General features: G+C 27.2%; 26 protein-coding genes, 1 tRNA gene and 1 riboswitch. Of the genes, 18 read left to right on the top strand and 9 right to left on the bottom strand.

Annotated elements, in window-relative coordinates:
* The 8 genes from RGC78_RS10130 to RGC78_RS10095 form a co-directional block, all read left to right on the top strand.
* Positions 1–129 (top strand): BMC domain-containing protein (locus RGC78_RS10130; protein ID WP_260709713.1); only part of this gene is annotated, 129 nt, incomplete at its 5' end.
* Between the two features lie 25 nt (positions 130–154).
* Positions 155–811: a phosphate propanoyltransferase gene (locus RGC78_RS10125; RefSeq protein ID WP_012422934.1), complete on the top strand. Its 657-nt coding sequence runs from the start codon at positions 155–157 to the stop codon at positions 809–811.
* Between the two features lie 2 nt (positions 812–813).
* The gene (gene eutJ / locus RGC78_RS10120) at positions 814–1635 is read left to right on the top strand and encodes an ethanolamine utilization protein EutJ (RefSeq protein WP_309556571.1); all 822 of its coding nucleotides are present in this window, start codon (positions 814–816) and stop codon (positions 1633–1635) included.
* Positions 1636–1645: 10 nt separating this feature from the next.
* Positions 1646–2494 (top strand): flavoprotein, encoded by an 849-nt coding sequence (locus tag RGC78_RS10115; protein WP_309556570.1) that lies wholly within the window; start codon positions 1646–1648, stop codon positions 2492–2494.
* A gap of 9 nt (positions 2495–2503) precedes the next feature.
* Positions 2504–2776, top strand: a complete 273-nt coding sequence (locus RGC78_RS10110) for a EutN/CcmL family microcompartment protein (RefSeq protein WP_012425087.1) — start codon at positions 2504–2506, stop codon at positions 2774–2776.
* 18 nt (positions 2777–2794) lie between these two features.
* Positions 2795–4288, top strand: coding sequence for an aldehyde dehydrogenase family protein (locus RGC78_RS10105; RefSeq protein WP_039307769.1), 1494 nt, complete (start codon positions 2795–2797; stop codon positions 4286–4288).
* A gap of 17 nt (positions 4289–4305) precedes the next feature.
* On the top strand, positions 4306–5631 hold the full coding sequence (locus RGC78_RS10100; protein ID WP_309556569.1) for a 4Fe-4S dicluster domain-containing protein: 1326 nt from the start codon (positions 4306–4308) through the stop codon (positions 5629–5631).
* Positions 5632–5655: 24 nt separating this feature from the next.
* Complete coding sequence (locus RGC78_RS10095) at positions 5656–6204, top strand: BMC domain-containing protein (protein WP_309556568.1); 549 nt, start codon at positions 5656–5658, stop codon at positions 6202–6204.
* Positions 6205–6399: 195 nt separating this feature from the next.
* Here the strand turns inward: RGC78_RS10095 and RGC78_RS10090 are convergent, their stop codons facing one another.
* Positions 6400–7599: a DHHA1 domain-containing protein gene (locus tag RGC78_RS10090; protein ID WP_309556567.1), complete on the bottom strand. Its 1200-nt coding sequence runs from the start codon at positions 7597–7599 to the stop codon at positions 6400–6402.
* A gap of 138 nt (positions 7600–7737) precedes the next feature.
* Here RGC78_RS10090 and RGC78_RS10085 point away from each other — a divergent pair, with 138 nt between their 5' ends.
* Positions 7738–8232: a putative ABC transporter permease gene (locus tag RGC78_RS10085; RefSeq protein WP_309556566.1), complete on the top strand. Its 495-nt coding sequence runs from the start codon at positions 7738–7740 to the stop codon at positions 8230–8232.
* A 245-nt stretch (positions 8233–8477) separates the two neighbouring features.
* Here RGC78_RS10085 and RGC78_RS10080 read toward each other — a convergent pair whose 3' ends face one another.
* Positions 8478–8636 (bottom strand): hypothetical protein, encoded by a 159-nt coding sequence (locus tag RGC78_RS10080; RefSeq protein ID WP_309556572.1) that lies wholly within the window; start codon positions 8634–8636, stop codon positions 8478–8480.
* 168 nt (positions 8637–8804) lie between these two features.
* Here RGC78_RS10080 and RGC78_RS10075 point away from each other — a divergent pair, with 168 nt between their 5' ends.
* The 7 genes from RGC78_RS10075 (at position 8805) to RGC78_RS10045 (ending at position 16752) form a co-directional block, all read left to right on the top strand.
* Positions 8805–8945 (top strand): hypothetical protein, encoded by a 141-nt coding sequence (locus RGC78_RS10075; protein ID WP_309556565.1) that lies wholly within the window; start codon positions 8805–8807, stop codon positions 8943–8945.
* 61 nt (positions 8946–9006) lie between these two features.
* Positions 9007–9195 carry a hypothetical protein gene (locus RGC78_RS10070; RefSeq protein ID WP_309556564.1) on the top strand — a complete coding sequence of 63 codons (189 nt, stop codon included), beginning with the start codon at positions 9007–9009 and terminating at the stop codon, positions 9193–9195.
* 93 nt (positions 9196–9288) lie between these two features.
* The gene (locus tag RGC78_RS10065; RefSeq protein WP_012425812.1) at positions 9289–9561 is read left to right on the top strand and encodes a metal-sensitive transcriptional regulator; all 273 of its coding nucleotides are present in this window, start codon (positions 9289–9291) and stop codon (positions 9559–9561) included.
* Between the two features lie 544 nt (positions 9562–10105).
* Positions 10106–10813 carry a response regulator transcription factor gene (locus RGC78_RS10060; protein ID WP_252212315.1) on the top strand — a complete coding sequence of 236 codons (708 nt, stop codon included), beginning with the start codon at positions 10106–10108 and terminating at the stop codon, positions 10811–10813.
* On the top strand, positions 10797–12983 hold the full coding sequence (locus RGC78_RS10055; protein WP_309556563.1) for a sensor histidine kinase: 2187 nt from the start codon (positions 10797–10799) through the stop codon (positions 12981–12983). The genes RGC78_RS10060 and RGC78_RS10055 overlap by 17 nt, the downstream gene beginning before the upstream one ends.
* A 500-nt stretch (positions 12984–13483) precedes the next feature.
* Positions 13484–13635, top strand: a riboswitch (SAM riboswitch).
* A gap of 176 nt (positions 13636–13811) precedes the next feature.
* Positions 13812–15119, top strand: coding sequence for a Na+/H+ antiporter NhaC family protein (locus RGC78_RS10050; protein ID WP_252212313.1), 1308 nt, complete (start codon positions 13812–13814; stop codon positions 15117–15119).
* A gap of 187 nt (positions 15120–15306) precedes the next feature.
* On the top strand, positions 15307–16752 hold the full coding sequence (locus RGC78_RS10045; protein ID WP_309556562.1) for a lipase family alpha/beta hydrolase: 1446 nt from the start codon (positions 15307–15309) through the stop codon (positions 16750–16752).
* A 52-nt stretch (positions 16753–16804) separates the two neighbouring features.
* On the opposite strand, the gene RGC78_RS10040 is transcribed toward RGC78_RS10045, so the two are convergent.
* Together RGC78_RS10040 and RGC78_RS10035 are read right to left on the bottom strand one after the other, a co-directional pair.
* Positions 16805–17401, bottom strand: coding sequence for a CHAP domain-containing protein (locus RGC78_RS10040; RefSeq protein ID WP_252212311.1), 597 nt, complete (start codon positions 17399–17401; stop codon positions 16805–16807).
* A 558-nt stretch (positions 17402–17959) separates the two neighbouring features.
* Positions 17960–18034: transfer RNA gene (locus RGC78_RS10035), tRNA-Cys, on the bottom strand.
* Positions 18035–18336: 302 nt separating this feature from the next.
* Here RGC78_RS10035 and RGC78_RS10030 point away from each other — a divergent pair.
* Together RGC78_RS10030 and RGC78_RS10025 are read left to right on the top strand one after the other, a co-directional pair.
* Positions 18337–18849, top strand: a complete 513-nt coding sequence (locus tag RGC78_RS10030; protein WP_309556561.1) for an AAA family ATPase — start codon at positions 18337–18339, stop codon at positions 18847–18849.
* 252 nt (positions 18850–19101) lie between these two features.
* Positions 19102–19863 carry a YdcF family protein gene (locus RGC78_RS10025; RefSeq protein ID WP_252212308.1) on the top strand — a complete coding sequence of 254 codons (762 nt, stop codon included), beginning with the start codon at positions 19102–19104 and terminating at the stop codon, positions 19861–19863.
* 88 nt (positions 19864–19951) lie between these two features.
* On the opposite strand, the gene RGC78_RS10020 is transcribed toward RGC78_RS10025, so the two are convergent.
* From RGC78_RS10020 to RGC78_RS10000, 5 genes are all read right to left on the bottom strand, one after another.
* Positions 19952–20314, bottom strand: coding sequence for a YccF domain-containing protein (locus RGC78_RS10020; protein ID WP_252212307.1), 363 nt, complete (start codon positions 20312–20314; stop codon positions 19952–19954).
* 162 nt (positions 20315–20476) lie between these two features.
* Entirely contained in the window at positions 20477–21457 is a 981-nt protein-coding gene (locus RGC78_RS10015; protein WP_252212306.1) for an ABC transporter ATP-binding protein, read from the bottom strand.
* Positions 21458–22432, bottom strand: a complete 975-nt coding sequence (locus RGC78_RS10010) for an ABC transporter ATP-binding protein (protein WP_309556560.1) — start codon at positions 22430–22432, stop codon at positions 21458–21460. It lies immediately after the preceding gene.
* Between the two features lie 15 nt (positions 22433–22447).
* Entirely contained in the window at positions 22448–23356 is a 909-nt protein-coding gene (gene nikC / locus RGC78_RS10005; protein ID WP_309556559.1) for a nickel transporter permease, read from the bottom strand.
* A gap of 21 nt (positions 23357–23377) precedes the next feature.
* Entirely contained in the window at positions 23378–24382 is a 1005-nt protein-coding gene (locus RGC78_RS10000) for an ABC transporter permease (RefSeq protein WP_252224315.1), read from the bottom strand.
* Positions 24383–24451: the final 69 nt, after the last annotated feature.

Here is a 24451-nt window from a genome sequence, read left to right as displayed (position 1 = left end):
GGAGCTGTTAAAGCAGCAACAGATGCAGGAGCAGCAGCAGCACAAAAAGTAGGAGAAGTTGTATCAATACATGTAATACCAAGACCTCATATAGATACTGAAAAAATATTGCCACAATCTAATCTTTAATATAAGAAAGGGGTAGAAATTTCATATGGTTCAAGTAGATATAGAGAAAATAATATTAACTGTTACAAAAGCAGTTATAGAAGAATTGAATAAGTATAATGAAAGTTTAATACCCGTAGGAATATCTAATAAGCATATTCATCTTGGATTAAGAGAACTTGAGGGCTTATTTGGAGAAAACTATAAACCTAATATAAAAAAAGAGTTGAGACAGCCAGGACAATATGCATATGATGAAACAGTTGAAGCTAGAGGTCCGAAAGGATATTTTGAAAGAATAAGAGTACTTGGACCATTAAGAGAATCTACTCAATTAGAAGTTTCAATATCAGATGAAATGAAATTAGGTATAAATGCACCTATAAGACAATCAGGAAAACTTAGTGGTACTCCAGGAATATTACTGAAGGGACCTAAGGGAGAAATAAAAATAGATCAGGGTGTAATAATTGCTTCGAGACATATTCATTTATCTACAGATTTTGCAAAAAAATATGGATATAGAAATGGAGAACTAGTTGATGTAACTAGTTATGGTCCAAGAAAAGTAACTTTTCACAATGTAATTATTAGGGTTTCAGATGATTTTGTACCAGAAATGCATATTGATACAGATGAAGCTAATGCTTCAGGACTAAAAAATGGTGATAAGATAAGAATTACTAAAGTTGAAGGAGTTTAGCTATGGGGTTAGATGATACAAATAAAGGGTTAGATATTTTTTATAATTTAATAAAAGAAGAAAAGTGCAATGAAGTTAGTAATAACTTAAAAGTTGGAGTAGATCTAGGTACAGCCAATATAGTTCTTTCAGTAGTTGACGAAAATAATAATCCAGTAGCAGGAGCATCATATCCAGCATCAGTTGTGAAAGATGGACTAGTCGTAGATTTTATTGGTGCTATAGAAATAGTAAAAAAGTTAAAAGCTAAAGTAGAGAAGGTTTTAGGCACAACTATAAGTTATGGATCAACAGCAATTCCACCTGGAACTTTAGAGGGAAACGTAAAAGCAATTGGAAACGTACTAGAAGCAGCTGATATAGAATTGGTCAGTATTATTGATGAACCAACTGCAGCAGCAGCAGTACTTGGAATAAAAGATGGAGCAGTTGTTGATGTTGGTGGGGGCACAACTGGAGTAAGTATCTTAAAAGATGGTAAAGTACTATATACAGCAGATGAACCAACTGGAGGTACTCATATGAGTTTGGTATTATCAGGAAATTATAATATATCTTTTGAGGAAGCAGAAAAATTAAAAAAAGATCCTAAAAAAGAAAAAGATAATTTTATCCTTATCAAACCTGTCATAGAAAAGATGGCTTATATTGTAAAAAAACACTTACAAGGCTATGATGTAAATAAAATTTATGTTGTTGGCGGAGCATGTAGTTTCAGTGAATTTACAGCTGTTTTTGAAAAGATTATTGGTATAGAAACTATAAAACCAAACCATCCATTGCTAGTTACACCTCTAGGTATTGCTGTTAGTTGCATTAAGTGAGGTGGTTAATTTGAACTTTGATGAGATTGTCCAAATTGTTTTAAAAGAGGTTATGTTTCAACTAGAAGATAAAGCATTTAGAACTAAAAAAGCTGTGGTTTTTTTTACAGGAAGTACAGTTGGATTAAAAGAGAGCATCGCGGAATTAAAAAAATTAAAAACTCAAGGTATAAAATTAAAAGCAGTTTTATCAAAACATGCATCACAAATGATAGATTCAAATATTATAAATGAAATTTTTAATATGGAAGATATTTATATAGATGATGATTTGGAAGATAGTAATCATATATATGATGAAGAATTTGATTTATTAATAGGTGCGACTTTAAGTATAAATTCTTTATCTAAGGTAGCAAATGGAATAAGTGATACAATGCCAACTACACTTATATCAAAGTGTATTTTAAATGGTACAAAAGTAATAATCTCTAAAGAGGGTGTTGATTTTAGAGAATCAAGTACAAGAAAAAATCCGTACAAAAATATTCCTGTTCCATATATGAACATGATTAAGGGATATTTAGATAGATTAGAATCTTATGGAATAAATTTGGTTAATTCAGATAATATATTTGATTCTATAATAAAAAAAGATTTCAATGGAGATAGTTTACTCAAATTTAAATCTAAAATAGATGATAGTAATATAAATGAAATCGTATCAAGTAATTTTAAAAATGAATTTAATGAAAATGACAGAACTTTAGAATTCAAAATAAATAAAAAAGTAATTTCAAGTGAAGATATTTCTAATAATAGTGAGAATAAAAAAATTATAATTCCAAGTAATTCTATAATTACATCTCTTGCAAAAGATTTATCAGAAGATCTTGGAATACAAATTATAAAAAGGTAGGGCAAAAATATGTATTTAGCAAAAGTGGTTGGAGTAGTGGTTGCAACAACCAAAAGCGAAGGACTAGTAGGAAAGAAAATGCTTATGGTACAACCATTAACTCCAGAATATAATCCAGCAGGAAATATTGAAGTAGCTATAGATTCTGTAGGAGCAGGTAATGGTGAACTTGTATTAGTAGCAACTGGTTATGCAGCACATCAACAATTTAATGCTAAGGATGCACCTATAGATAGAGCCATTGTTGCTATAGTAGATAGCGTTGAAGTAAGTAAAGAATGAAATTAGGAGGAGAATAGAATGAATGATTTCAATATGATAGATATAGAAAGTATAGTTAAGAATATTGTTAAAGAGCTTACAGGAAATGAGAAAGAACAAGGGGCTATAATTACTGCCACTGCTCCAAAAGAAGTAAATCCATTAGTAGATATTGAAAAGAAAATAATGGGATTTATGAATACTCCTACAATGCAAGCTGGTGAATATGGAGTATTTGAAGATATAAATGATGCTATAGAACAAGCATGGTTGGCAGAACAAGAATATAGAAAAGTTGGATTGGATAAAAGAACTGAAATAATTGAAGCATTTAAAGCAGAAGTTAGAAAAAATGTAGAAGAAATATCTCGTAGAACTTTTGAAGAAACTGGAATGGGAAGATATGAAGATAAAATACTTAAAAATAACCTTGCTTTAGATAAAACTCCAGGTGTAGAAGACCTTGAAGCTGGAGTTAAAACTGGAGATGGTGGATTAACTCTTTATGAAATGTCACCATTTGGAGTTATAGGAGCAATTGCACCATCAACTAATCCAACTGAAACAATAATAAACAATGGAATATCAATGCTTGCAGGAGGTAACACAGTTGTATTTTCACCTCATCCAGGAGCAAAAGATGTTTCAGTATTTATAATACAACTTATTAATAAAGCAATAGAAAGAGTAAATGGACCTAAGAATCTTATAGTTACTGTTAGAAATCCAAACATTGAAAGTACTAATATAATGTTATCTCATCCAAAAGTTAATATGATTTGTGCAACAGGTGGTCCAGGAATTGTTAAAGTAGCATTATCAAGTGGTAAAAAAGCAATAGGAGCTGGAGCTGGAAATCCACCAGTAGTTGTTGATGAAACTGCTGATATTGAAAAAGCTGCAGTTGATATTATAGATGGCTGTAGTTTTGATAATAATTTACCATGTATTTGTGAAAAAGAGGTAATAGTAGTAGATAAAGTTACTGATTACTTAAAGACTTGTATGTCAAAATATTGTGCTTTAGAAATAACTGATAAAAATATGCTTGCACAATTAGAAAAACTTGTTTTAACAGAGAATGGAACTATAAACAAGAAATTTGTTGGAAAAAATGCTGATTATATAATGAGTAAGTTAGGAATTAATATAGATCCAAGTATAAGAGTTATATTTGCTGAAGTTGGAGCGAATCATCCATTTGCAGTTGAAGAACTTATGATGCCAATTTTACCTATTATAAGAGTTAGAAATGTAGATGAAGCTATTGAGCTTGGTGTTGAACTTGAACATGGAAATAGACACACTGCTATAATGCACTCAAAACATATAGACAATTTAAGTAAATTTGCTAAAGCAGTACAAACAACTATATTTGTTAAAAATGCTCCATCATATGCTGGAATTGGATATGGTGCAGAAGGACATGGAACATTTACTATTGCAGGCCCAACTGGAGAAGGTTTAACATCTGCAAGAACATTTACAAGAAAAAGAAGATGTGTAATGGTAGATAATTTCTCTATTAAATAGAATTGGAGATGAGATTAGTGGAAAAAAACTTTTTAGATTTAATAAAAGATGGTGGATTAATTGGTGCTGGTGGCGCTGGGTTTCCAACTCATGTAAAATTAAATGCAAAAGTTGAATATGTTATTGTAAATGGTGCTGAATGTGAACCACTTCTGAAAGTAGATCAACAATTGATGGCAGAAAAATCTTCTGAACTTTTATATGCATTAAACAAAATAGTAGAGCAAACTGAAGCAACTAAAGGTGTTATTGCATTAAAGGGTAAATACAAATCAGCAATGAAAAATTTAAATGAAAAATTAGGAGAATATCCAAAACTAGAATTATTCGAACTTGGAAATTTTTATCCAGCAGGAGATGAACAAATTACTGTTTATGAAGTAACTAAAAGAGTTGTTCCAGAAGGTGGGATTCCTTTAAATGTTGGGGTTATAGTTATTAATGTTGAAACATTATTAAATGTATATAATGCTTTAGAAGGAAAACCAGTTACTGAAAAATTTTTAACTATTACAGGTGAAGTTAAAAATCCTATTACTGTTAAAGTTCCCATTGGAATATCAGTAAGACAAGCTCTTGAATTAGCAGGTGGAACATTGATTGATGAGTTTGAAATCATTGATGGTGGTCCTATGATGGGTAAATTAATAGAAGATATTAATAGACCTATAAAGAAAAATACTAAAGGATTAATAGTTATATCTAAGAGTCATAATATAGTTGTTTCAAAGAAAAGAAACATACAATCTATGTTAAAACAAGCAAGAGCAGCATGTTGTCATTGTTCAATGTGTACTGAGGTATGCCCAAGACATTTATTAGGACATAAGTTAGAACCCGATAAGATGATGAGAATAGCAAGTTATGGTGGAACTTGCAGTAAAGAAATATTACCAACAGCTTCATTTCTATGCAGTGAATGTGGACTTTGTGAACAAGTTTGTGTAATGGGACTTCAACCTTGGAAGTTAAATAGTTTCTTTAAAGGTGAATTAGCTAAAAATGGCATTAAAAATCCTAATCATAATGCTCCAGAAAAAGCAGATGATTTCAGAGAATATAGAAAATTCCCAGTTCATAAGCTTAAGCAAAGATTAAATATAGAAAAATACGATGTTGAAGCACCACTTCAAAATGAGGAATATGATTTTTCAGAAGTTGTAATATTAAGATCTCAACATATAGGAGCTAAAGCAGAACCAATAGTTAATATTGGAGATAGAGTTAAAAAAGGTGATCTTATAGGAGATATACCTAATGATAAATTAGGTGCAAAGATTCATGCAAGTATAGATGGAGTTATAAAAGAAATAAATGATGATAGCATTATTATTAGTAAATAAGATAACTAGAAAGGAGAAAATGAAATGAGAAAATCTATTGGATTACTAGAGTTTAAAAGTATTGCAAAAGGAATTCAAGCAGCAGATGAAATGGTTAAATCCGCTAATGTAGAAATTATATTAGCAACTCCAATGTGTCCAGGTAAGTATATAGTAATATTAGCAGGAGATGTAGGAGATGTCACAAATGCAGTTGGCGTTGGTAAGGAAGTTGGACTTAGCTATCTTATAAGCGAATATACAATAGCTAGTGTGCATGAAAAAGTATTTCCAGCAATAACAGCAACTTGTGATTTTGATGATATTTCATCTATTGGTGTTATTGAAACAATGTCAGCTGTTGCTTCTGTAATTGCAGGTGATACAGCGTTAAAAGCAGCCAATGTAGAACTATTAGAAATAAGAATAGCAAGGGGACTTGGTGGAAAAGGATATGTTATTCTTACAGGAGAAGTATCAGCTGTAAAAGCAGCCATAGAAGCAGCAGAAGCTAAGCTTGAAGAGGGTGGAGATATTATAGGAACTGTAGTATTACCTTCACCAAGCAAAGAATTAGTCCAAACATTATTATAGTAATATATTTAAAATTTGTAATATATTAAAATGAAAAAATCAACCTTTAGAGTACTGGAGATTTCGGTTGATTTTTTATTATTTATAAAATGTGAACTCTCAAATCTTATTTAGTTAGTTGAAATTAATACTGAAGTAGCAACTTACTCTTGATAAGTTTTAATTTTTAATAAAATTATTAAGTAGTCTATAATTTTATAACATACTTTTAAGCTTATTAAAAGCATAGTCTAAGGTATTATCTAAGTTTAATAAATTCTTACCAGCACCTTGTGCAAGGGTTTGATTTCCACCGCCACGTCCATCTATAAGAACTATTGCATCTTTTAATAATTCATTCATATTAACATTTTTTATATTTTTAGAACATAAAAATATAAGATTTATTTTATCATCATTTACTAGTGCAATTAGAGCAATTTTATTATCTTTTTCTGTTATTTGTGAAACAATTGTATTAATAAATTTTAAGGTTTTATTATTATATACATATTTAATAATGTTTATATTATTAATTTGAGCTGAATTTTCTATAATCTCTTTAATTTCATAATTTGAAAGTTCAATACTCATATTTTTATTTTCATTCAGTACATTTTTTAACTCTAAGTTTAAATTTTCTATTCCATTTAAAGCTTCTTTTTCATTGCAATTTAAGTATTTACACATAGAATTTGCAAATAAATCTTTTTCTAAAGAATCAGTTACAGCTTTTGATCCAGTTATAAATTCAATTCTAGATCCTTTTTTATGTTTTTCATATTTTTTTATTTTTATAAGTCTTAAATCTAATGTTGATTTAGGGTGAACACCACAACAAGCATTAAGGTCTAAATCATCAATTTTAACAATACGTATTTGTTCATTAGTATCTGGAAGATCCCTTCTAAGTTTCATACTTTTAAGTTCTCTTTTAGTTGGAGTTAGAAATTCTACATCCAAGGATTTTTCAATAATATCATTAGCATATTTTTCACAGGAGCGTACATGTTCTTCTGTAAGTATAGAATTAAAGTCAATGGTACTAAATTCATTTCCATGATGAACTGCAAGTGTATTTATATTAAAAAGCTTAAAGAAGCATGCAGATAGTACATGTTGAGCTAAATGATGATTCATTCCATCTAATCGTCTTAACCAATCTATTGAACATTTAACATTATGTATTCTCGAAGGTTTTCTATCTAGTACATGATAAATTAAATTATCTTTTTCATAGACATTTAACACTTCAATTTCATCAATTTTGCCCAAATCATGTCTTTGCCCTCCTCCCCCTGGGAAAAATGCAGTTTTATTTAAAACTATATGAAACTCATTACCTACTTCCTTGACTTGTTCTATTTCAGCAGTGAATTTCTTTAAATATTGATCTTCGTAGTAAAGTTTTTGCATAATATATTCTCCTTGTATTAAACGATATTTTATATAACTATAAGAACATTATAACAAGTAATTGCAAAAAATCATTTAATTAATAAATAAATATATTGAGTTATGCAAATATTAACCTTAAGGAAGGTGATAAACTCAATGAATTTAATTAATTATACATTATTTAATTTTATTATTTATTCTTTTATAGGGTGGATTATTGAAGAAGTATATTGTTTTTGTATAACTGGAAAATTTAAAGAAGATGGTTTTCTAATAGGTCCATTTAAACCTATGTATGGAATAACTGTAAGCATTCTTATAATATTAAAGAATTATTTTTCTGATTATACAACATTAATATTAATATTTTGCTTTTTTACACCATCTATAATAGAATACATAAGTGGATATTTATTAAAGGAAATTTTTAATAAAGTTTATTGGGACTACTCTAATTTAAAGTATAATTTTAAGGGATTAGTTAGTTTAAAATTCTCTATAGCTTGGACTTTAATGACGTTTTTGGGATTAAAATATATAGAGCCAAGTTTTCTTAATATGTTTATAAGAAGTGAAACAATGTTTGCAAAACTAACAGTATTCTTACTTATTTATTTATTTATTAGTAGATTTTTATATGACAGTGCATAACTTATTAAAAATAAATCATATGAATAATATATAAGTTTTAGTATAGTTTTATAGAGAAGTGTAAGATGATGAGAAATATATAGGAATTTACGGTTAATTCCTTTTATGATTTTAAAGATAAAGTGATAATTTATGTAAACATTATTTTAATATTTACATAAAACCAAGAGCTTTAAAATTATTAAGGCATTAATGTAAATTCCTACAAATTATATGTGTGTTAAAATTCTATTAGAAGAAAATTATTAAAATCCTCTTTTTTTAGCATCAATACCACTTTCGTTTAAAGCTGGTTCTTCTATAGTGGTGTTAAAACTACTTTTAGCATATTGATTTTGAGATTTAGTTCCATTTCTTAGAACGTTATCCTTATTAAATGTTTTTTTATTATCATTTTTCAACATAACCATCTCCTTACTATGTTATTACAGTTATAGTATTAACAAAATAATAGAAATTTAAAGTGGTAATTATATCAACAACTTAATTAAAAAGTAATTTTACTTATATAGGTGAATATACTAGTCATATATTTTATATATAATTATTAAAAATTAGGGGGAATATAACGAATGAAAAAACAAATTTACATTAAAATAGCACATTATTTTGAAGCTGCTTTAGCCATAGTAGTTATGCTATTAGTATTGTTATCTACTATTGATGTTATAAAACACATTGTAGAAATTTTTATAGTTAATAGTAGAATATGAAGAAATAAATGATTTACTTGCACAAATATTTCTACTAATAATAGGCATTGAACTTGTAACAATGCTTTCATTACATACTCCAGATACTATTGTGGAAGTTTTACTTTATGCAATAGCAAGAAAACTTTTATTAATACCTAAAGAGGGTGCAATGACTGAATTATTATTAGGAGTTATTGCAATTGCAGGATTATTTATGATAAGAAAATATTTGATAAATAAAAATATATCTAGTGAAATTAAAGACTAATATATAAGAAAGTATTCACTAGATATAATGTACAAAATATAATATAATAAAAAATATTTTATTATAATTTGTGAGCAATTAATAGGAGGTAATTTGAACGAAGATAATTTTGATAAAAAAGACCTAGTCATAAAGAAACTATATAAAATACTAGGACATGCTAGAATTTTAGAGAATATAAGTATTCAGACTAATTCAAATGATGAGTTATCTAAAAAAATAACGGTTTTTAAAATAGCTTTAAATAATGCTAGCAAAATAACAGTACAATATTATATAAAGTATTGTATTGATGAAATAATAAAGGAATATGACAAAGTGGAGCTTTTAAAGTTCAATAATTTAATAGATAAAGTTTTAAAGTGATTTTTAATATTACTTTTTAATATAGTGTAAATGCATAGTGTGTTATTTTTTACATACTATGCATTTTATTTTTATGCTATGTTCTAAATAAATGTTGATATTTTAGTGTCAGTTAACAAGAATTATATTATGAGATGAACTATTTTATTTTTAAAAACATTTTTTATGTTTCTTTAGAAAATCTTTAGTTTTTATAGAAGCTTATCTTTATTTATTAAATATATAATTTAGTTATAATTTGAAAGAGGGGTGTGCTCATGAATGATTAAAAGTAAAAAGATAAAAGCTAATTCTATATCTTATGTTATTATATAATTGCAATGATTTTTATTCTTTACACCAATTATAAAAATCTTAAATTTTAAAATAAATCCTAGAACACTATATTTTAAAATTATAATTAGTATTCATAAAGAATAAAAATTAATCATATTGCCGCACCATTATTCCTGCACTGCGTTTGGAAAGGGTGCATGGCTAAAAAAAATCGACAGTTCTAAAGTCGCCTTGGCGATTTTGGTATGTAAAGGTGAGGGTTAATATTATGAAATTATATAATGTTTTAATAGTTGAAGATGAAAAAGAAATATGTGATGCAATTGCAATATATTTAAATAACCAAGGATACAATGTTTTTAAAGCTCATAATGGAATTGAAGGTCTAGATGTAATAAAAAATGAAATTATACATTTAGCTATAGTAGATATAATGATGCCTAAAATGGATGGAATTCAAATGACCATGAAACTTAGAGGTGAATTTGATTTTCCTGTCATAATGTTATCTGCTAAATCAGAAGAAATGGATAAAATAATGGGTCTTAATATTGGAGCTGATGATTATATTACTAAACCATTTAATCCTATGGAACTTCTAGCAAGAGTTAATTCTCAACTTAGAAGATATTCTAAGTATTTAAATGTTATAAATAATTTAGAAGAGAAAAATAATAATTTTATAATAGATGGTTTAGAATTAAATGCAGAAACTAAAGAGGTATTTGTAGATGAGGAGCCAGTAAAATTAACACCTATAGAATTTAAAATATTACACTTATTAATTAAAAATCCTGGTAGAGTGTTTTCAGCAGATGAAATATATGAAAAAGTATGGAATGAAAATGCAGTAAACACAGACACTGTAATGGTACACGTAAGGAATATAAGAGAGAAAATAGAAATTGACCCGAAAAATCCTAAGTATTTGAAGGTTGTGTGGGGAGTTGGATATAAAATTGAAAAGTATAAATAAGAGTCCGTATATTATAAATATAATAGCAATATTAATAGTAATAATGACGTCAATTGGAATAATAAGCTTTTATCCTACAATAGAAAAGGTATCTCAAAAAGCAGAACCTTCATCACCATATGAAGAGTATAATATGTTAAAAGAAATTTATGATAGTAGTTATGTTTTATATAAAGATCTTTTAGAAAAGGAACAAGATAAGAGTTTGAATTTTTCAGAAGTTTATATACAAGAGATAAACAACAATATAGATGAATATGGGGATGATGTATCTCAAAAGAACCATATAGACAATAAAGAAAAACTAGTTAATTCTCAACTTAGAAGCTTAGAAAGAAATTTATCAAGAAATTTAAAAAATCTTGAATATTTAGTTATCAATAAAAATGGAGATGTGACAAAAACTAATAGTGAAAACTCATTACAAGTATTTTTTTTAGAAAACAATACAGAAGAACTAGAAAAATTACAAGATACTTATGGATTTTATATAGTCTTGCAATTTGATGAAGAAGGAAATATTAAAGTGAATACTGTTTATGGTGCAGATGAATTTAATGTACGAAATAATCTTATAAATTTCGAATTTGAAAATTCACTTCATGTTTATGATGATAACGTTAAATTAAATAAAATAAAAGATACTACATTTGTTTATGCTATTCCTAAAGAATTAAAATACAATGATAGTATAAGCGAAATGATAGAAAGATCTAGCGTAAATATAAATAATGATGTAGTAGTATCAACAGTACTAATAATATTATCAACTATCTTAATAGTATCATTATTGATTCCTTATAAAATTGGAAAAGAAGTACTTGGAATTAAGTATATATTTAAAGTTCCATTTGAAGTTCTTGTATTTATATTTGGATGTGCAGCCATGATGTGTGGTATATCATCATGTGCAGCAATATTAAAAACTTTACAAGGAACGTTCGGAAATGGATTTGTTGGATTTGGAATAACACAAGAAACGGATTGGATGCTAAGGATAATTATAAATACGGTTTTATGGAGTGTAATAACTTTTGCAATATTAAGTGGAGCTATGTTCTTAAAGCATATATTTAAGACTGGATTTATTAAATACTTTAAAGAAAATTTACTTATTGCTAAAATATTCAGATTATCAAAAAAATGGGTAAACAATCTAGTCGATTATATGTCAAATATTGATTTAACGGATAAATCTAATAAATTTATTATTAAAATATTAGCTATAAATTTTGTTGCTCTTGTGATTATTTGCAGTATATGGTTTTTCGGAATCATGGCAGCACTTTTATATACAATAGTCTTGTTTATAATTTTAAGAAAATATTCGGATGATATTAAAGGTAAATATCAAATTCTACTTAATGCTACAAATAAGATTGCAGAGGGAAACTTAGATGTTGAAATAAACGAAGACTTAGGTCTTTTTAATAGCTTTAAGGATGAAATTAAAAAGATACAACAAGGCTTTAAAAAAGCAGTTGATGAAGAAGTAAAGAGCCAAAAGATGAAGACAGAACTTATTTCAAATGTATCACATGATTTAAAAACTCCACTTACATCTATAATAACTTATATTGACTTATTAAAAGATGAGAATATTAGTGAAGAGGATCGTAAATCATATATAGATACAATAGATAAAAAGTCACAAAGATTAAAATTTTTAATTGAAGATTTATTTGAAGTAAGTAAAGCAACAAGTGGGAATGTTCAATTAAATTTAGTTAAAGTTGATATAGTTGAACTTATGAGGCAAACACAAATAGAATTAAGTGATAAAATTAATAATTCTGGTTTAATATTAAAAAATAATTTTCCTGAAAATAAAATTATTTTAAATCTAGATAGTCAAAAAACATTTAGAATATTTGAAAATTTAATAAATAATATAGCTAAATATGCAATGAAAAATTCAAGAGTATATATAGATATTTTAGAAGAGGATGAATATATAGAAATACTATTGAAGAATATGTCAGAAGTAGAAATTGATTTTAATCCAAATGAGATAGTTGAAAGATTTGCTAGAGGAGATTCATCACGTAACACTGAAGGATCAGGTTTAGGTCTTGCAATTTCTAAAAGTTTTGTAGAGCTTCAAGGTGGAAGCTTCAGTATTGAAGTTGATGGAGATCTTTTTAAAGTAATAATTAAATTTAAAAGATAACTATTAATTAAAGAAATAATAAGTTGAGTAACAAAAAAGAATCTATTTTTATAGGTTCTTTTTTGTTACTCAAATATACTATAGAATTATTAGAGTTAAAAAATATATAGATAGATAAGCGAATAGAAAAAAGTTAATTAATAATTGAGGGCGGAGATGGTGAAGCTAATAAAAAGTTAAGTGATGTGATTTTATGGAATTTAATAAAATAACCTTAATATTATTATATAAAACGTTAGTGAAACATACCTTTAAAAAATACAACACAATAAAAATAACACAAAAAATAAAATAATAAAAACATAAAATAAAATAAGGAAATATAAAAAACATTCTTTGTATTAAAATTAGAAATTGTTACAAATAGACAATATTTTTTGAAAGAAAGCTTATTAAATATAAAGATAATATATAAAATTGCAAAATAAATAATGTTTTTATTGATATTTAGTATTGACATGGGTTCGTTTTATTGTTAAAATTACATTTGAAAAAGAGAATACTTATCAAGAGTGGTGGAGGGACTGGCCCTATGAAGCCCAGCAACCTACTTTTAAGGTTTAATAAATGATATTGAAATCAATATGTAAAATTTACTTTAAAGGTGTGGTGCCAAATCCCGTTAGATAAGAAGTCTAATATAGTATGAGAATATTTAAAGCTTCACTATTGGGTGAAGCTTTTATTTTTTAATTCTTTAATAAATTATAAAATAAACTTAAAATATTTGTAAAAAATTAATTAAAGAATAAAAAGAATATATTTCCATCAATTGCCTAAGTATTTCTTTGACAAAAAGTTTGAAATGACAAAAGGAGGAAACATTTTATGAAGAAAAAAACAAGTATAGCATCATTATTACCACTATTAGTATTTCTAATAGTATATGTGGGGGTATCAGTACTTGCAGGTGATATGTATGCAGTATCTGTAATTATTCCATTTTCAGCAGCAGCAGTAACAGCTCTAGCTATGAATAAAGATAAAAACTTAAATGAAAAATTAGAAATATTTTGTAAAGGATCAGGAGATAATAATGTCATTCTAATGATATTAATATTTATATTAGCTGGAGCATTTGCTCAAGTAGCTAAAGATATGGGTGCAGTAGATTCAACTGTAAATTTAGGATTATCAATTTTACCAAGTAGCTTGTTAACTGTAGGCTTATTTTTAATAGCATGCTTTATAGCTCTTTCTGTAGGTACTTCAATGGGAACAATAGTAGCATTAGTACCAATAGCTGTTGGAATAGCAGATAAAACAGGAGTATTAGTTGCAATATCAGTTGGGGCAGTTGTTAGTGGTGCTATGTTTGGAGATAACTTATCAATAATTTCAGATACAACTATAGCAGCAACAAGAACACAAGGTTGTGAAATGAGAGATAAATTTAAAATGAACTTTAAGATAGTTCTTCCAGCGGCAATAATAACTACAATTGTATTTGGAATATTAACAAGAAATGCAGCTACAACAGGTATAGAAGAATTACAATACAGCTTAGTTAAAATAATTCCATACATTGCAGTAATAGCATCATCATTAATGGGATTAAATGTTGTGGTAGTTTTATTTGCAGGAATAATCATTGCTGCAGGAATTGGGTTTATTTATGGCAGCTTTGATGTTATTGGTTTATGTAGTTCAATATCTACTGGAATATCAGGAATGAGCGAGTTAATAATTATATCATTATTAATAGCAGGAACAATTGCATTAATTAAAGAAAACGGTGGAATAGAGTACATATTAAATAAAGGATTAAAGAAGTTTAAGAATAAGAGAAATGCTGAACTTGGAATAGCCACTTTAGTAAGCTTAGTAGATGTATGTACTGCTAACAATACTATAGCAATAGTTACAGTAGGTCCAATAGCTAAAAATATTTCAGATGAATTTGATTTAGAACCTAAAAGAGTTGCAGGAATAATGGATATGTTTTCTTGTGTTTTTCAAGGAATAATCCCATATGGAGCTCAATTAATTTCAGCAGCTGGTTTAGCTGCAATATCACCTTTTGCTATAATGAAATATTTGTTTTATCCTTATTTAATGGGAATATGCGCATTAATATCAATATTTATATACCATAGTAATAAGATGCAAAAATTAAGAGATAAGAAAGTAGCTTAGATTATTTAAATAATTAAAACAAGTAGATGATAAAAGAATCATTTACTTGTTTTATTTTTTAGTTGAAAGTTATTTTGATAATAATAATATGCTATAATTGACTTATAATGTATTTTATTTGAATAAAACTAAAAATTATAATGAATATGTATATTAAAAAAATATAAATTAAGGATGGATTTTGATAATGACAGGATTAACAATAACTTTTATTATAACAATAATATTAATTAGTGTTATATATTTACATATAAGGCGAAAAAATTCATTGTTAAGTAAAAGCTTTATTAGTATATATTTAATTTTTGCTCCACATATTGTTTTGATGGAGTATTTTTTTAGTACTCAAAGTAAAATTGGACAAGACAGTGGTATATATAAATGGATAATTTTAATTGAAATAGGTATTATCATTTTTTATATTTGGATTAAATTAAATACAGTAGTGAATATAAAAAAGGAAATAGTAAGTGTTAGATTAAAAATAATGATAGGTGGACGAAGTCTTATACTTTATGGATTATATCTTATATTCGTCCAAAGTATAATATACATAACTGTATTTAAAATAATATTTAAAGAACATATACCTAATAATATTTTTATAATAGATAGTATTATTACTGGACTAAGTATTATTTTACTAATTGCAAATGGGATTCTACGAATTTTATGTACTTCAAGAAGATTAAACATTATAAAAAGATTTATAATTGCTTTTTGGATTTGGATTCCAATTATAAATATTTTCATAATGCTTTATGCTTGTCATATTGCGAGAATTGAGTATGACCATGAATGTTATAAAGTAATTAGAGATGATGCACGTATTGATTCCAATATATGTAAAACTAAATATCCACTTGTATTAGTTCATGGAGTTGGATTTAGAGATTTAAAGTATATTAATTATTGGGGAAGAATACCCAAAGAATTAATTCGTAATGGGGCTACAGTTTATTATGGAAATCAAGAAGCCTGGGGAACAATTATATATAATGCACAAGATATTAAAGATAAAATTCTCCAAATTATAATGGAAACAGGAGTTGAAAAAGTAAATATTATTGCCCACTCAAAAGGTGGACTAGATGCACGCTATATGGTTAGTAAATTAGATATGAAAGATTTTGTTGCATCATTAACAATGATTTCATCACCACATGGAGGATGTAAGTTTGTTGATATAGCTTGCAAAATACCAAATAGAATTTATAAATTCATTGCGAAATTATTTGATAAATATTATAGAATATTAGGTGATAAAAATCCAGATTTTTATACAGCAAGTAGACAATTTTCAACGTATCATAGTAAAAAATTTAATGAAGAAGTAAAAGATGTAGATAAAGTTTATTATCAAAGTTATGCAAGTGTAGTAAAAAATGTATTTAGTGATTATGTAGTGGCTATTCCATATATTTTAGTAAAGTTAACTGAAGGTGAAAATGATGGATTAGTGGCAATAGATTCTGCTAAATGGGGTGAATTTAAAGGTGTATTGAAAAGTAAGTATAGACGTGGAATTTCTCATGGAGATATTATAGATTTAAGACGAGATGACTACAAAGGATTCGATGTAATAGAAAAATATGTAGAGATAGTATCAGATCTTAAAAATAAAGGGTTTTAATTAAAAAAAGACAGTATATAATTTTGTTTTCACACAAAACTATATACTGTCTCTATTCTTTTCTTAACCATCCTGCTGGTTCTCTTTTGCCACCAACATAATATTTATTGCCTATGAAAGTTAGTTCAAATTTATCACGAGATTCTTGTCCCATATTTTGTTGAACCACTTCTATGTAATCATCACCTACTTCTGAAATTATTACTACATGTCCATAATTTGTATCTGTAAAAACTAAAAGATCATCTTTCATAGGTTTTTCATTATCACCATTTTTATATTGATATAATCCTCTTTTTTCATTTAATGCACCTTGTTCCAATTCCTGATCAAAAAAATCTTTTGCATTTCCATATACATCTGGCATTTTGTGGGCTTTTGCTTCATAAAAAAATCTCTTTATATATTCTACACATTGCCATTTATAGCCATAATAGTATCCATCATTACTATAGCTTTTACCATGATTTTTACCATAGTCACTACCATTATAATAGACATCAACACCTTCATATGTGTCTAAAATAAGCCCTATTCCATTTTTCTTATCTTCAATTTCTCTATAAATTTTAAGTGATGCAAAGAGGCCAATACTAACTATGATTAGTAGGGTAAAAATTATAATTAGATTACGATATAACTTTTTCATAATAAACTCCTTCTATGATAATATTTTAATTCTAATTTTATCTATTCATAAATTGTAAGTTTAAATTATTTATCAATCTAATTATTTTACCCTAAAACAGTAAATATAACAATATTATGGTTATATTTATATTGTATAATAATAGATACTATTTATATAAATTATATTTTACATCAAAAAAGCTATAAAGTTGAAGATGCAGTTATTACAAATATAGATTATTATACTAATGGAAAATCTGGATCATATCAAAGTAGTGTGGAATACAAGATAAAAAATCAATCATTAACAAGCAATATGAGAACTTCAATTGGAGATTATGTGGGAAAAGAAATTACTATTGGAGTAAATAAAGATAATTCATATAAAATACTTCCTGATAAATTTACTTTTCAAAGAAAGACAATTGTACATTCTATTTTTATAATAAGTATTATTATATATTCAATATACTTAATTGTTAATTTGTTTAGAAAAAGAAATAGTCGTATTAAGAGGTGAAAAATTAAAAAGCCAGTAAGCAAGGGCAGAAACCCCAAGTTTACTGGCTTTCTTTAGTGGAGGCACCACCCAGATTTGAACTGGGGAATAAAGGTTTTGCAGACCTCTGCCTTACCGCTTGGCTATAGTGCCATAGATTTTTATTTATCCATCTAATAATATATATGCAATATTTATTATTTTTGTGCTTTAAAATTCATACTTTTTAAATTATTTAGGTAGTAATGGTATTCTACTGCTTTCTTAATATAATGTATGATAAAAGTTATATAAAAAGAACAGAATTCATAATTAAGAATAAATGATGTAATAATATTTGTTATAAATTGATAGTTTGAGTAGAATTTCTATTTATATCAAAGTTATAAAGTTGAATTAATGTTAATTAGAGTATAAAATTATATTCACTAGAACATGTATTAATGAGGTAATAAATGATTAAAAAACTTATAATTGTTAACGGAACAATGGGAGTAGGGAAGAGTACTATATGTGAAAATCTTAATAAAGCTTTGCTTAATTCAGCGTGGCTTGATGGAGATTGGTGTGCTATGATTAATCCTTTTATCCCTAGTAATGAAAATAAAAAAATTGTTATAAATAATATTACTCATATATTAAACAACTTTTTAGAAAGTTCATCAATTGAGTATGTAATATTTAATTGGCTTATTGAAAGTGATGAGATTATGGATTCAATACTAGATAATATAAATTTGAAGAGTTTTAAACTCTATAAAATAACATTGACTTGTGGAAAAGAAGAACTTTTAAAAAGAGTTGGTAGGGATATTTTATCTGGAAAAAGGGATAGAAATTCATTAAATAGGAGTTTAGAACGCTTGGCGTTGTATGATAAAATGGATACTTTAAAAATAGATACTACAAATAAAGAAACAAAAGCAATAATATATGAAATAATAAGTGAAATTTTAAATATTAGATAAACATCTATACTAATTCTGTTATAACTTAAATTAACACTAGTTTTTAATGCTTAAATTTAAATATTTCTTGTATGCGAGAGTTTAATTTTTTTAATATACAACACATATTTATAATATTAAAAATAAAAACTTACATCAATTAATTAGATTATAAATATTCATAAACATAAGTTTAATATATTTGTAACTGTTAATATGTATTGAAATGATATAATAATACTATTATTTGTAAATTGGTGGAGGTGGTGTTGTATGAGGAATATTTATGACATTTTATTAGGTTGCATATTAATTATATATGTATGTATAGTTAATATTCTCAGTAGTTCAAAAATTGCATTTAGTTTACCTATTTTTATTTTAGGTATCATACTTGTTTTATATCATTTTATAAAACAAAAATTGGCTTTTAATAGATATTTCATGAAAATTAATAAAGTAATGAAATTTTTTATATGTATAGGGCTTGTATTGTTTCTTGCTGTAGAGATAGTAATAATCTCATGTCCAAAAAGCAATAAAGAAAACACTGATTATATAGTAGTATTAGGTGCAGGTTTAAATAATGGGAATCAACTTAGCTATATTTTAAAATCTAGACTAGATAGTGCTTTACAATGTATAAATGAATTTAATAATAATAGTTATATTGTTGTTTCTGGTGGTAAAGGGAATGATGAAAGAATTTCTGAAGCAGAAGCTATGAAAAGATATTTAGTAGAGCAAGGTATTTCTGAAGATAAAATATTAATGGAAGATCAGTCAAAAAATACATTCGAAAACTTTAAATATTCTAAAAAGCTAATTGAAGATCACAGCAAAAAAAGTATTGATAATTTAAGTGTTAAGATAGTTACAACTGATTTTCATGGATTTAGAAGTAAAATGCTAGCAAAGAGAAATGGATATAATGAAGTGAAATTATATACAAATAAAACCATATATTATCTTATACCAATATGCTATACTAGAGAAGCTTTTGCAGTAGTAAAGAGTTTTATATTTGATATATAATTACAATAAATTAAAAGAAGTTAGAAGTAAATAATGAAAATAGGACATGCATAAACGATATTACATTCGTTTATGCATGTCCTATTTCTTATACAATTTCTTTACCAAAAGGCATTAAAGATAATTTTGCTAGTTTTAATGATTGAACTGCAAAAGGTATTCCGACTATAGTAATACATAATAATAATGCACTTAAAAGGTTAGAAATACAAAGTCCTAATCCACCAAATATAATCCATAATATATTTAAAAGAAAGCTTATGCCACTAGAATCAGTTTCTACAACTTCTTTTCCAAAAGGCGCAAGTTGCAATCCTGCCATTTTAAAACATTGAAGACCAATAGGAATACCGATTATAGTTATGCACCAAAAGATTCCTGTGAAAAACCAACCAATTGCATTAACAAATCCTCCAAAAATAAACCAAATAATATTTCCTAAACAACTCATTAATAATACCTCAAATCTACTAATATTTTTTACTAATATATTATACTAGGATTTTAAAATTAAAGTGTAATAAATCATACTATTTAAGCTTAAATTAAGGTTTTAGTTATTTTAGAATAGTTTGCACTTAATATTTGTGTCAATATATGAACAAGTTAAAAATCAGAGAGAGTAATTCTTATCATATAAATGACATGCAACAGTATGTCCATTTTTTAATTCCACAAGCTTAGGCTGGATTTCTTTACATATATTTGTGCAATTTGGACATCTAGTATGAAATCTGCATCCTTTTGGAGGATTTATAGGGCTAGGAACATCTCCAGATAATATAATTCTTTCTTTTTTTATTTCAGGGTTAGGAACAGGTATTGCAGAAAGCAAAGCTTTGGTATAAGGATGAAGTGGAGAAGAATATAATGAATTTACATCTCCAATTTCAACGATTTTACCAAGATACATAACTCCAACTCTATTACTAATGTGTTTAACAACATTTAAACCATGAGCTATAAACAAATAAGTAAATCCTAATTCTTTTTGAAGATCAGATAAAAGATTTAAGATTTGAGCTTGAATTGAAACATCTAGTGCAGACACAGCTTCATCACATACAATAAGTTTTGGACTAACTGAAATTGCTCTAGCAATTCCAACTCTTTGTCTTTGCCCACCACTAAATTCATGTGGAAATCTATCTTTGTGATAAGATGACAATCCAACATAATTTAAAAGTTTATCAACTTTTTTCTCAAGTTCGACTCCACTTGCTATATTATTAACTTTCATAGGTTCTTTTATAATATCACCAATTTTCATTCGTGGATTTAATGAAGCATAAGGATCTTGAAAGATAATTTGAATGTTTTTGCTTATGTCTTTTCTATTATTTTTTCTAATAGCATTAATATCTTTTCCTTCAAATAGTATTTCTCCATAAGTAGAGTGCAGTAAATTAACTAATAGTCTTCCCATAGTAGACTTTCCACAGCCAGACTCACCAACAATTCCTAAAGTTTCACCCTTGTATATATCAAATGAAACATCATCTACTGCTTGAACGTATTGAGGTTTTTGAAAAAATCCTGAGGAACCAACAGGAAAATATTTTTTTAAGTTTTTAATTTCCATTAACTTTTCCATCTATTTTTCCTCCTTTTTTTCATCATATAAAAAACATCTAATTTCTCTATCACCTAAAGAAATTAAAGGCGGCTGAGAAGTAGCACATTTTTCTATACATTTTTCACATCTATCTCTAAATGCACATCCAGTTGGTAATTCTAATGGATTAGGAACCGTTCCAGGAATTATAAATAATTCTTCAACCTCTTCATCTATTTTAGGAATAGAACTAAGAAGTCCTTTTGTATATGGATGCTTAGGATCACTGAAAATATCTTTTACCGAAGCTTTTTCAACGACTTTACCGCAATACATAACCACAACTCTATCTGCAACCTCAGCTACTACTCCTAAATCATGAGTTATAAGTAAAATAGAAGTATTTAATTTTTCCTTTAATTTTAGCATAAGTTCTAATATTTGAGCTTGTATGGTAACATCCAGTGCAGTAGTAGGCTCATCAGCTATTAAAAGTTCAGGGTTACAGCTAAGTGCCATAGCGATCATAACTCTTTGTCTCATTCCACCGCTTAATTGATGAGGATAACAGTCTATTCTTTTTTCTGGAGAAGGAATACCAACTAAATTTAACATTTCAATTGATTTTTTACGAGCTTCTTTTTTATTACATCCTGTATGTTTCATAACAGCTTCACTAATTTGTTTTCCGATAGTAAAAACAGGATTTAAAGAGGTCATTGGTTCTTGAAAAATCATGGATATATTTTTACCACGCAAATTTTGCATATCTTTTTCTGACTTTTCTAGCAAATTTTCTGATTTAAATAATATCTCTCCAGATATTTTGGTTTTACTTGTTTTAGAATGAAGTCTCATTATAGATAGGGAAGTAACACTTTTACCACTACCAGATTCACCAACTAATGCAACGACTTCACCTTTCTTTATATTAAAATCTACACCATTTACAGCAGATATTGTACCTTTTTTAGTTATAAATTCTGTCTTTAAATTTTTTACATCAAGTAGCATTAAATTGTACCCCCTTTATGAATTGAGCTTAGGATCTAAAGCATCTCTAAGACCATCTCCAAATAAATTAAAAGCTAGTACTGTAAGCGTTATTGCAAGGCCAGGAAATAAAATTATATGAGGAGCATTATAAAAATAGCTTCTTCCAGCTCCAAGCATAGTACCCCATTCTGCAAAGGGTGGCTGTACTCCAAGTCCAAGGAATCCAAGAGCAGAAGTTTCTAATATTGCCGTTGAAATACCTAAAGTGGCACGAACTATTATTGGAGATAAAATATTGGGAAGTACATGCTTAAAGATTATAACAAAGTCATTGTTTCCAATAGCTTTTGCGGCTTGTACATATTCACTTTCACGAACAGAAAGCACACAACCACGTACTATTCGAGCATACTCAGGTATTGTAACTATGCTGATTGCTATAACTGCTTTATCAATACCTTTTCCTAAAGCGCTCATAAAAGCAATTGCTAAAAGCAAAGAAGGAAAAGCTAAAATTATATCCATTATTCTCATTAAAAACATATCAATCTTACCACCGAAGTAACCACAAATAGAACCTATTATTGTTCCAATTGATAGAGCTATGGAAACAGATATAATACCAACTCTTAATGAAATTTTTGTTCCATCAATAACTCTACTAAATATATCTCTACCTTGTTCATCTGTACCTAAAAAATGCTGTGCAGATGGTTTTTGAAGTGAATTTGATAATTCTCCAGTATAAGGATCATAAGGCATTATATATTTGCCTAATATAGCAACTAATAGAATTAATAAAATAAATATTAAACCTACTAATGCAGCGCGATTTGATACTGTTAGTTTGAAGAATTTTTTAAATCTATTCCATTTTGTGTTTTCATATAAATTTACTTCATCTATAGAAGCTGAATTTTCTTGTATTAAATTAGTATCCATAATAATATATACACCCCTTTTTTAAGAGTACTTTATACGAGGATCTATATAAGCATAAAGTAAATCAACAAATAGATTTACTAATACAAATATTATTGCCATTATAATTACAGCACCTTGAACAACAGGATAATCAGCTTTTAATATAGCGTCTATAGTATAACTGCCTATTCCAGGCCAAGAGAAAACTGTTTCTGTTAATACAGCACCACCAAGTAAGGAACCAAGTTGTAATCCAATAACGGTAGAAATAGGAATTAATGCATTTCTTAGACCATGTCTTATAATAACTATATTTTCAATAAGACCTTTTGATCTTGCAGTTCTAACATAGTCTTGTCCTAAAACTTCAAGCATTGTTGAACGAGTCATTCTAGCTATGATAGCAGTTGAATATGATGCAAGTGCTATTACTGGAAGAGCCATATGCTTTAAAGAATCCCAAAATGCTGTTAAGTTTCCTGAAATTAAACTGTCTAACAAATACAATCCTGTAATTTTAATAGGTTCCATACCTATTGTTGCACGGCCTGAAACAGGAAGTATATGTAGATTAACAGAAAATATAACTATTAGAATTAAGCCAAGCCAAAATATAGGCATTGAAACGCCAAGTAAAGAGCCACCCATACAAAGATAATCTATAATTGAATTTTGTTTTACTGCAGAAATAACTCCTAAAGTAACACCTATTATTGAAGCAATAATTATTGCAACTATAGCAAGTTCAATAGTTGCTGGGAATCTTGAAAAAATTTCTTTTGAAACTGAAGTTTTAGTTATAAGTGAGTTGCCGAAATTTCCATGCATCAAACCTTTCATAAAGTCAAAATATTGAATATATAAAGGATCATTTAATCCTAATTGTTCTCTTAAAGCTGATATTTGCTCTTGACTTGCATGCTGTCCTAAAATTATTGATGTAGGATCTGAACTAAAAACATGCATTACTAAAAACACTAATACAGAAACACCAAAAAGTACTGGTATAAGAAGAAGTATTCTTTTTATTATATACTTGACCATAAATTCACCTCTTTTTTTATAATATTAAATTATAAGGTCCCGATAAAATCGGAACCCTTAAAGTTTTGC

The organism is Clostridium aquiflavi (genome assembly GCF_031344075.1).
GTDB classification, from domain to species: Bacteria; Bacillota; Clostridia; order Clostridiales; family Clostridiaceae; genus Clostridium; species Clostridium aquiflavi.
The sequence above is the reverse complement of the archived record's forward strand: the minus strand, read 5'-3'. Positions and strand labels throughout refer to the sequence as shown.

What these genes read in the sequence shown, in the direction of transcription:
- RGC78_RS10125 (WP_012422934.1), top strand. Translation starts at nt 155, where the DNA reads ATGGTTCAAGTAGATATAGAGAAAATAATATTAACTGTTACAAAAGCA.
- eutJ (WP_309556571.1), top strand. Translation starts at nt 814, where the DNA reads ATGGGGTTAGATGATACAAATAAAGGGTTAGATATTTTTTATAATTTA.
- RGC78_RS10110 (WP_012425087.1), top strand. Translation starts at nt 2,504, where the DNA reads ATGTATTTAGCAAAAGTGGTTGGAGTAGTGGTTGCAACAACCAAAAGC.
- RGC78_RS10105 (WP_039307769.1), top strand. Translation starts at nt 2,795, where the DNA reads ATGAATGATTTCAATATGATAGATATAGAAAGTATAGTTAAGAATATT.
- RGC78_RS10095 (WP_309556568.1), top strand. Translation starts at nt 5,656, where the DNA reads ATGAGAAAATCTATTGGATTACTAGAGTTTAAAAGTATTGCAAAAGGA.
- RGC78_RS10090 (WP_309556567.1), bottom strand. Translation starts at nt 7,599, where the DNA reads ATGCAAAAACTTTACTACGAAGATCAATATTTAAAGAAATTCACTGCT.
- RGC78_RS10085 (WP_309556566.1), top strand. Translation starts at nt 7,738, where the DNA reads ATGAATTTAATTAATTATACATTATTTAATTTTATTATTTATTCTTTT.
- RGC78_RS10080 (WP_309556572.1), bottom strand. Translation starts at nt 8,636, where the DNA reads ATGTTGAAAAATGATAATAAAAAAACATTTAATAAGGATAACGTTCTA.
- RGC78_RS10075 (WP_309556565.1), top strand. Translation starts at nt 8,805, where the DNA reads ATGAAAAAACAAATTTACATTAAAATAGCACATTATTTTGAAGCTGCT.
- RGC78_RS10070 (WP_309556564.1), top strand. Translation starts at nt 9,007, where the DNA reads ATGCTTTCATTACATACTCCAGATACTATTGTGGAAGTTTTACTTTAT.
- RGC78_RS10060 (WP_252212315.1), top strand. Translation starts at nt 10,106, where the DNA reads ATGAAATTATATAATGTTTTAATAGTTGAAGATGAAAAAGAAATATGT.
- RGC78_RS10050 (WP_252212313.1), top strand. Translation starts at nt 13,812, where the DNA reads ATGAAGAAAAAAACAAGTATAGCATCATTATTACCACTATTAGTATTT.
- RGC78_RS10045 (WP_309556562.1), top strand. Translation starts at nt 15,307, where the DNA reads ATGACAGGATTAACAATAACTTTTATTATAACAATAATATTAATTAGT.
- RGC78_RS10040 (WP_252212311.1), bottom strand. Translation starts at nt 17,401, where the DNA reads ATGAAAAAGTTATATCGTAATCTAATTATAATTTTTACCCTACTAATC.
- RGC78_RS10030 (WP_309556561.1), top strand. Translation starts at nt 18,337, where the DNA reads ATGATTAAAAAACTTATAATTGTTAACGGAACAATGGGAGTAGGGAAG.
- RGC78_RS10025 (WP_252212308.1), top strand. Translation starts at nt 19,102, where the DNA reads ATGAGGAATATTTATGACATTTTATTAGGTTGCATATTAATTATATAT.
- RGC78_RS10020 (WP_252212307.1), bottom strand. Translation starts at nt 20,314, where the DNA reads ATGAGTTGTTTAGGAAATATTATTTGGTTTATTTTTGGAGGATTTGTT.
- RGC78_RS10015 (WP_252212306.1), bottom strand. Translation starts at nt 21,457, where the DNA reads ATGGAAAAGTTAATGGAAATTAAAAACTTAAAAAAATATTTTCCTGTT.
- RGC78_RS10010 (WP_309556560.1), bottom strand. Translation starts at nt 22,432, where the DNA reads ATGCTACTTGATGTAAAAAATTTAAAGACAGAATTTATAACTAAAAAA.
- nikC (WP_309556559.1), bottom strand. Translation starts at nt 23,356, where the DNA reads ATGGATACTAATTTAATACAAGAAAATTCAGCTTCTATAGATGAAGTA.
- RGC78_RS10000 (WP_252224315.1), bottom strand. Translation starts at nt 24,382, where the DNA reads ATGGTCAAGTATATAATAAAAAGAATACTTCTTCTTATACCAGTACTT.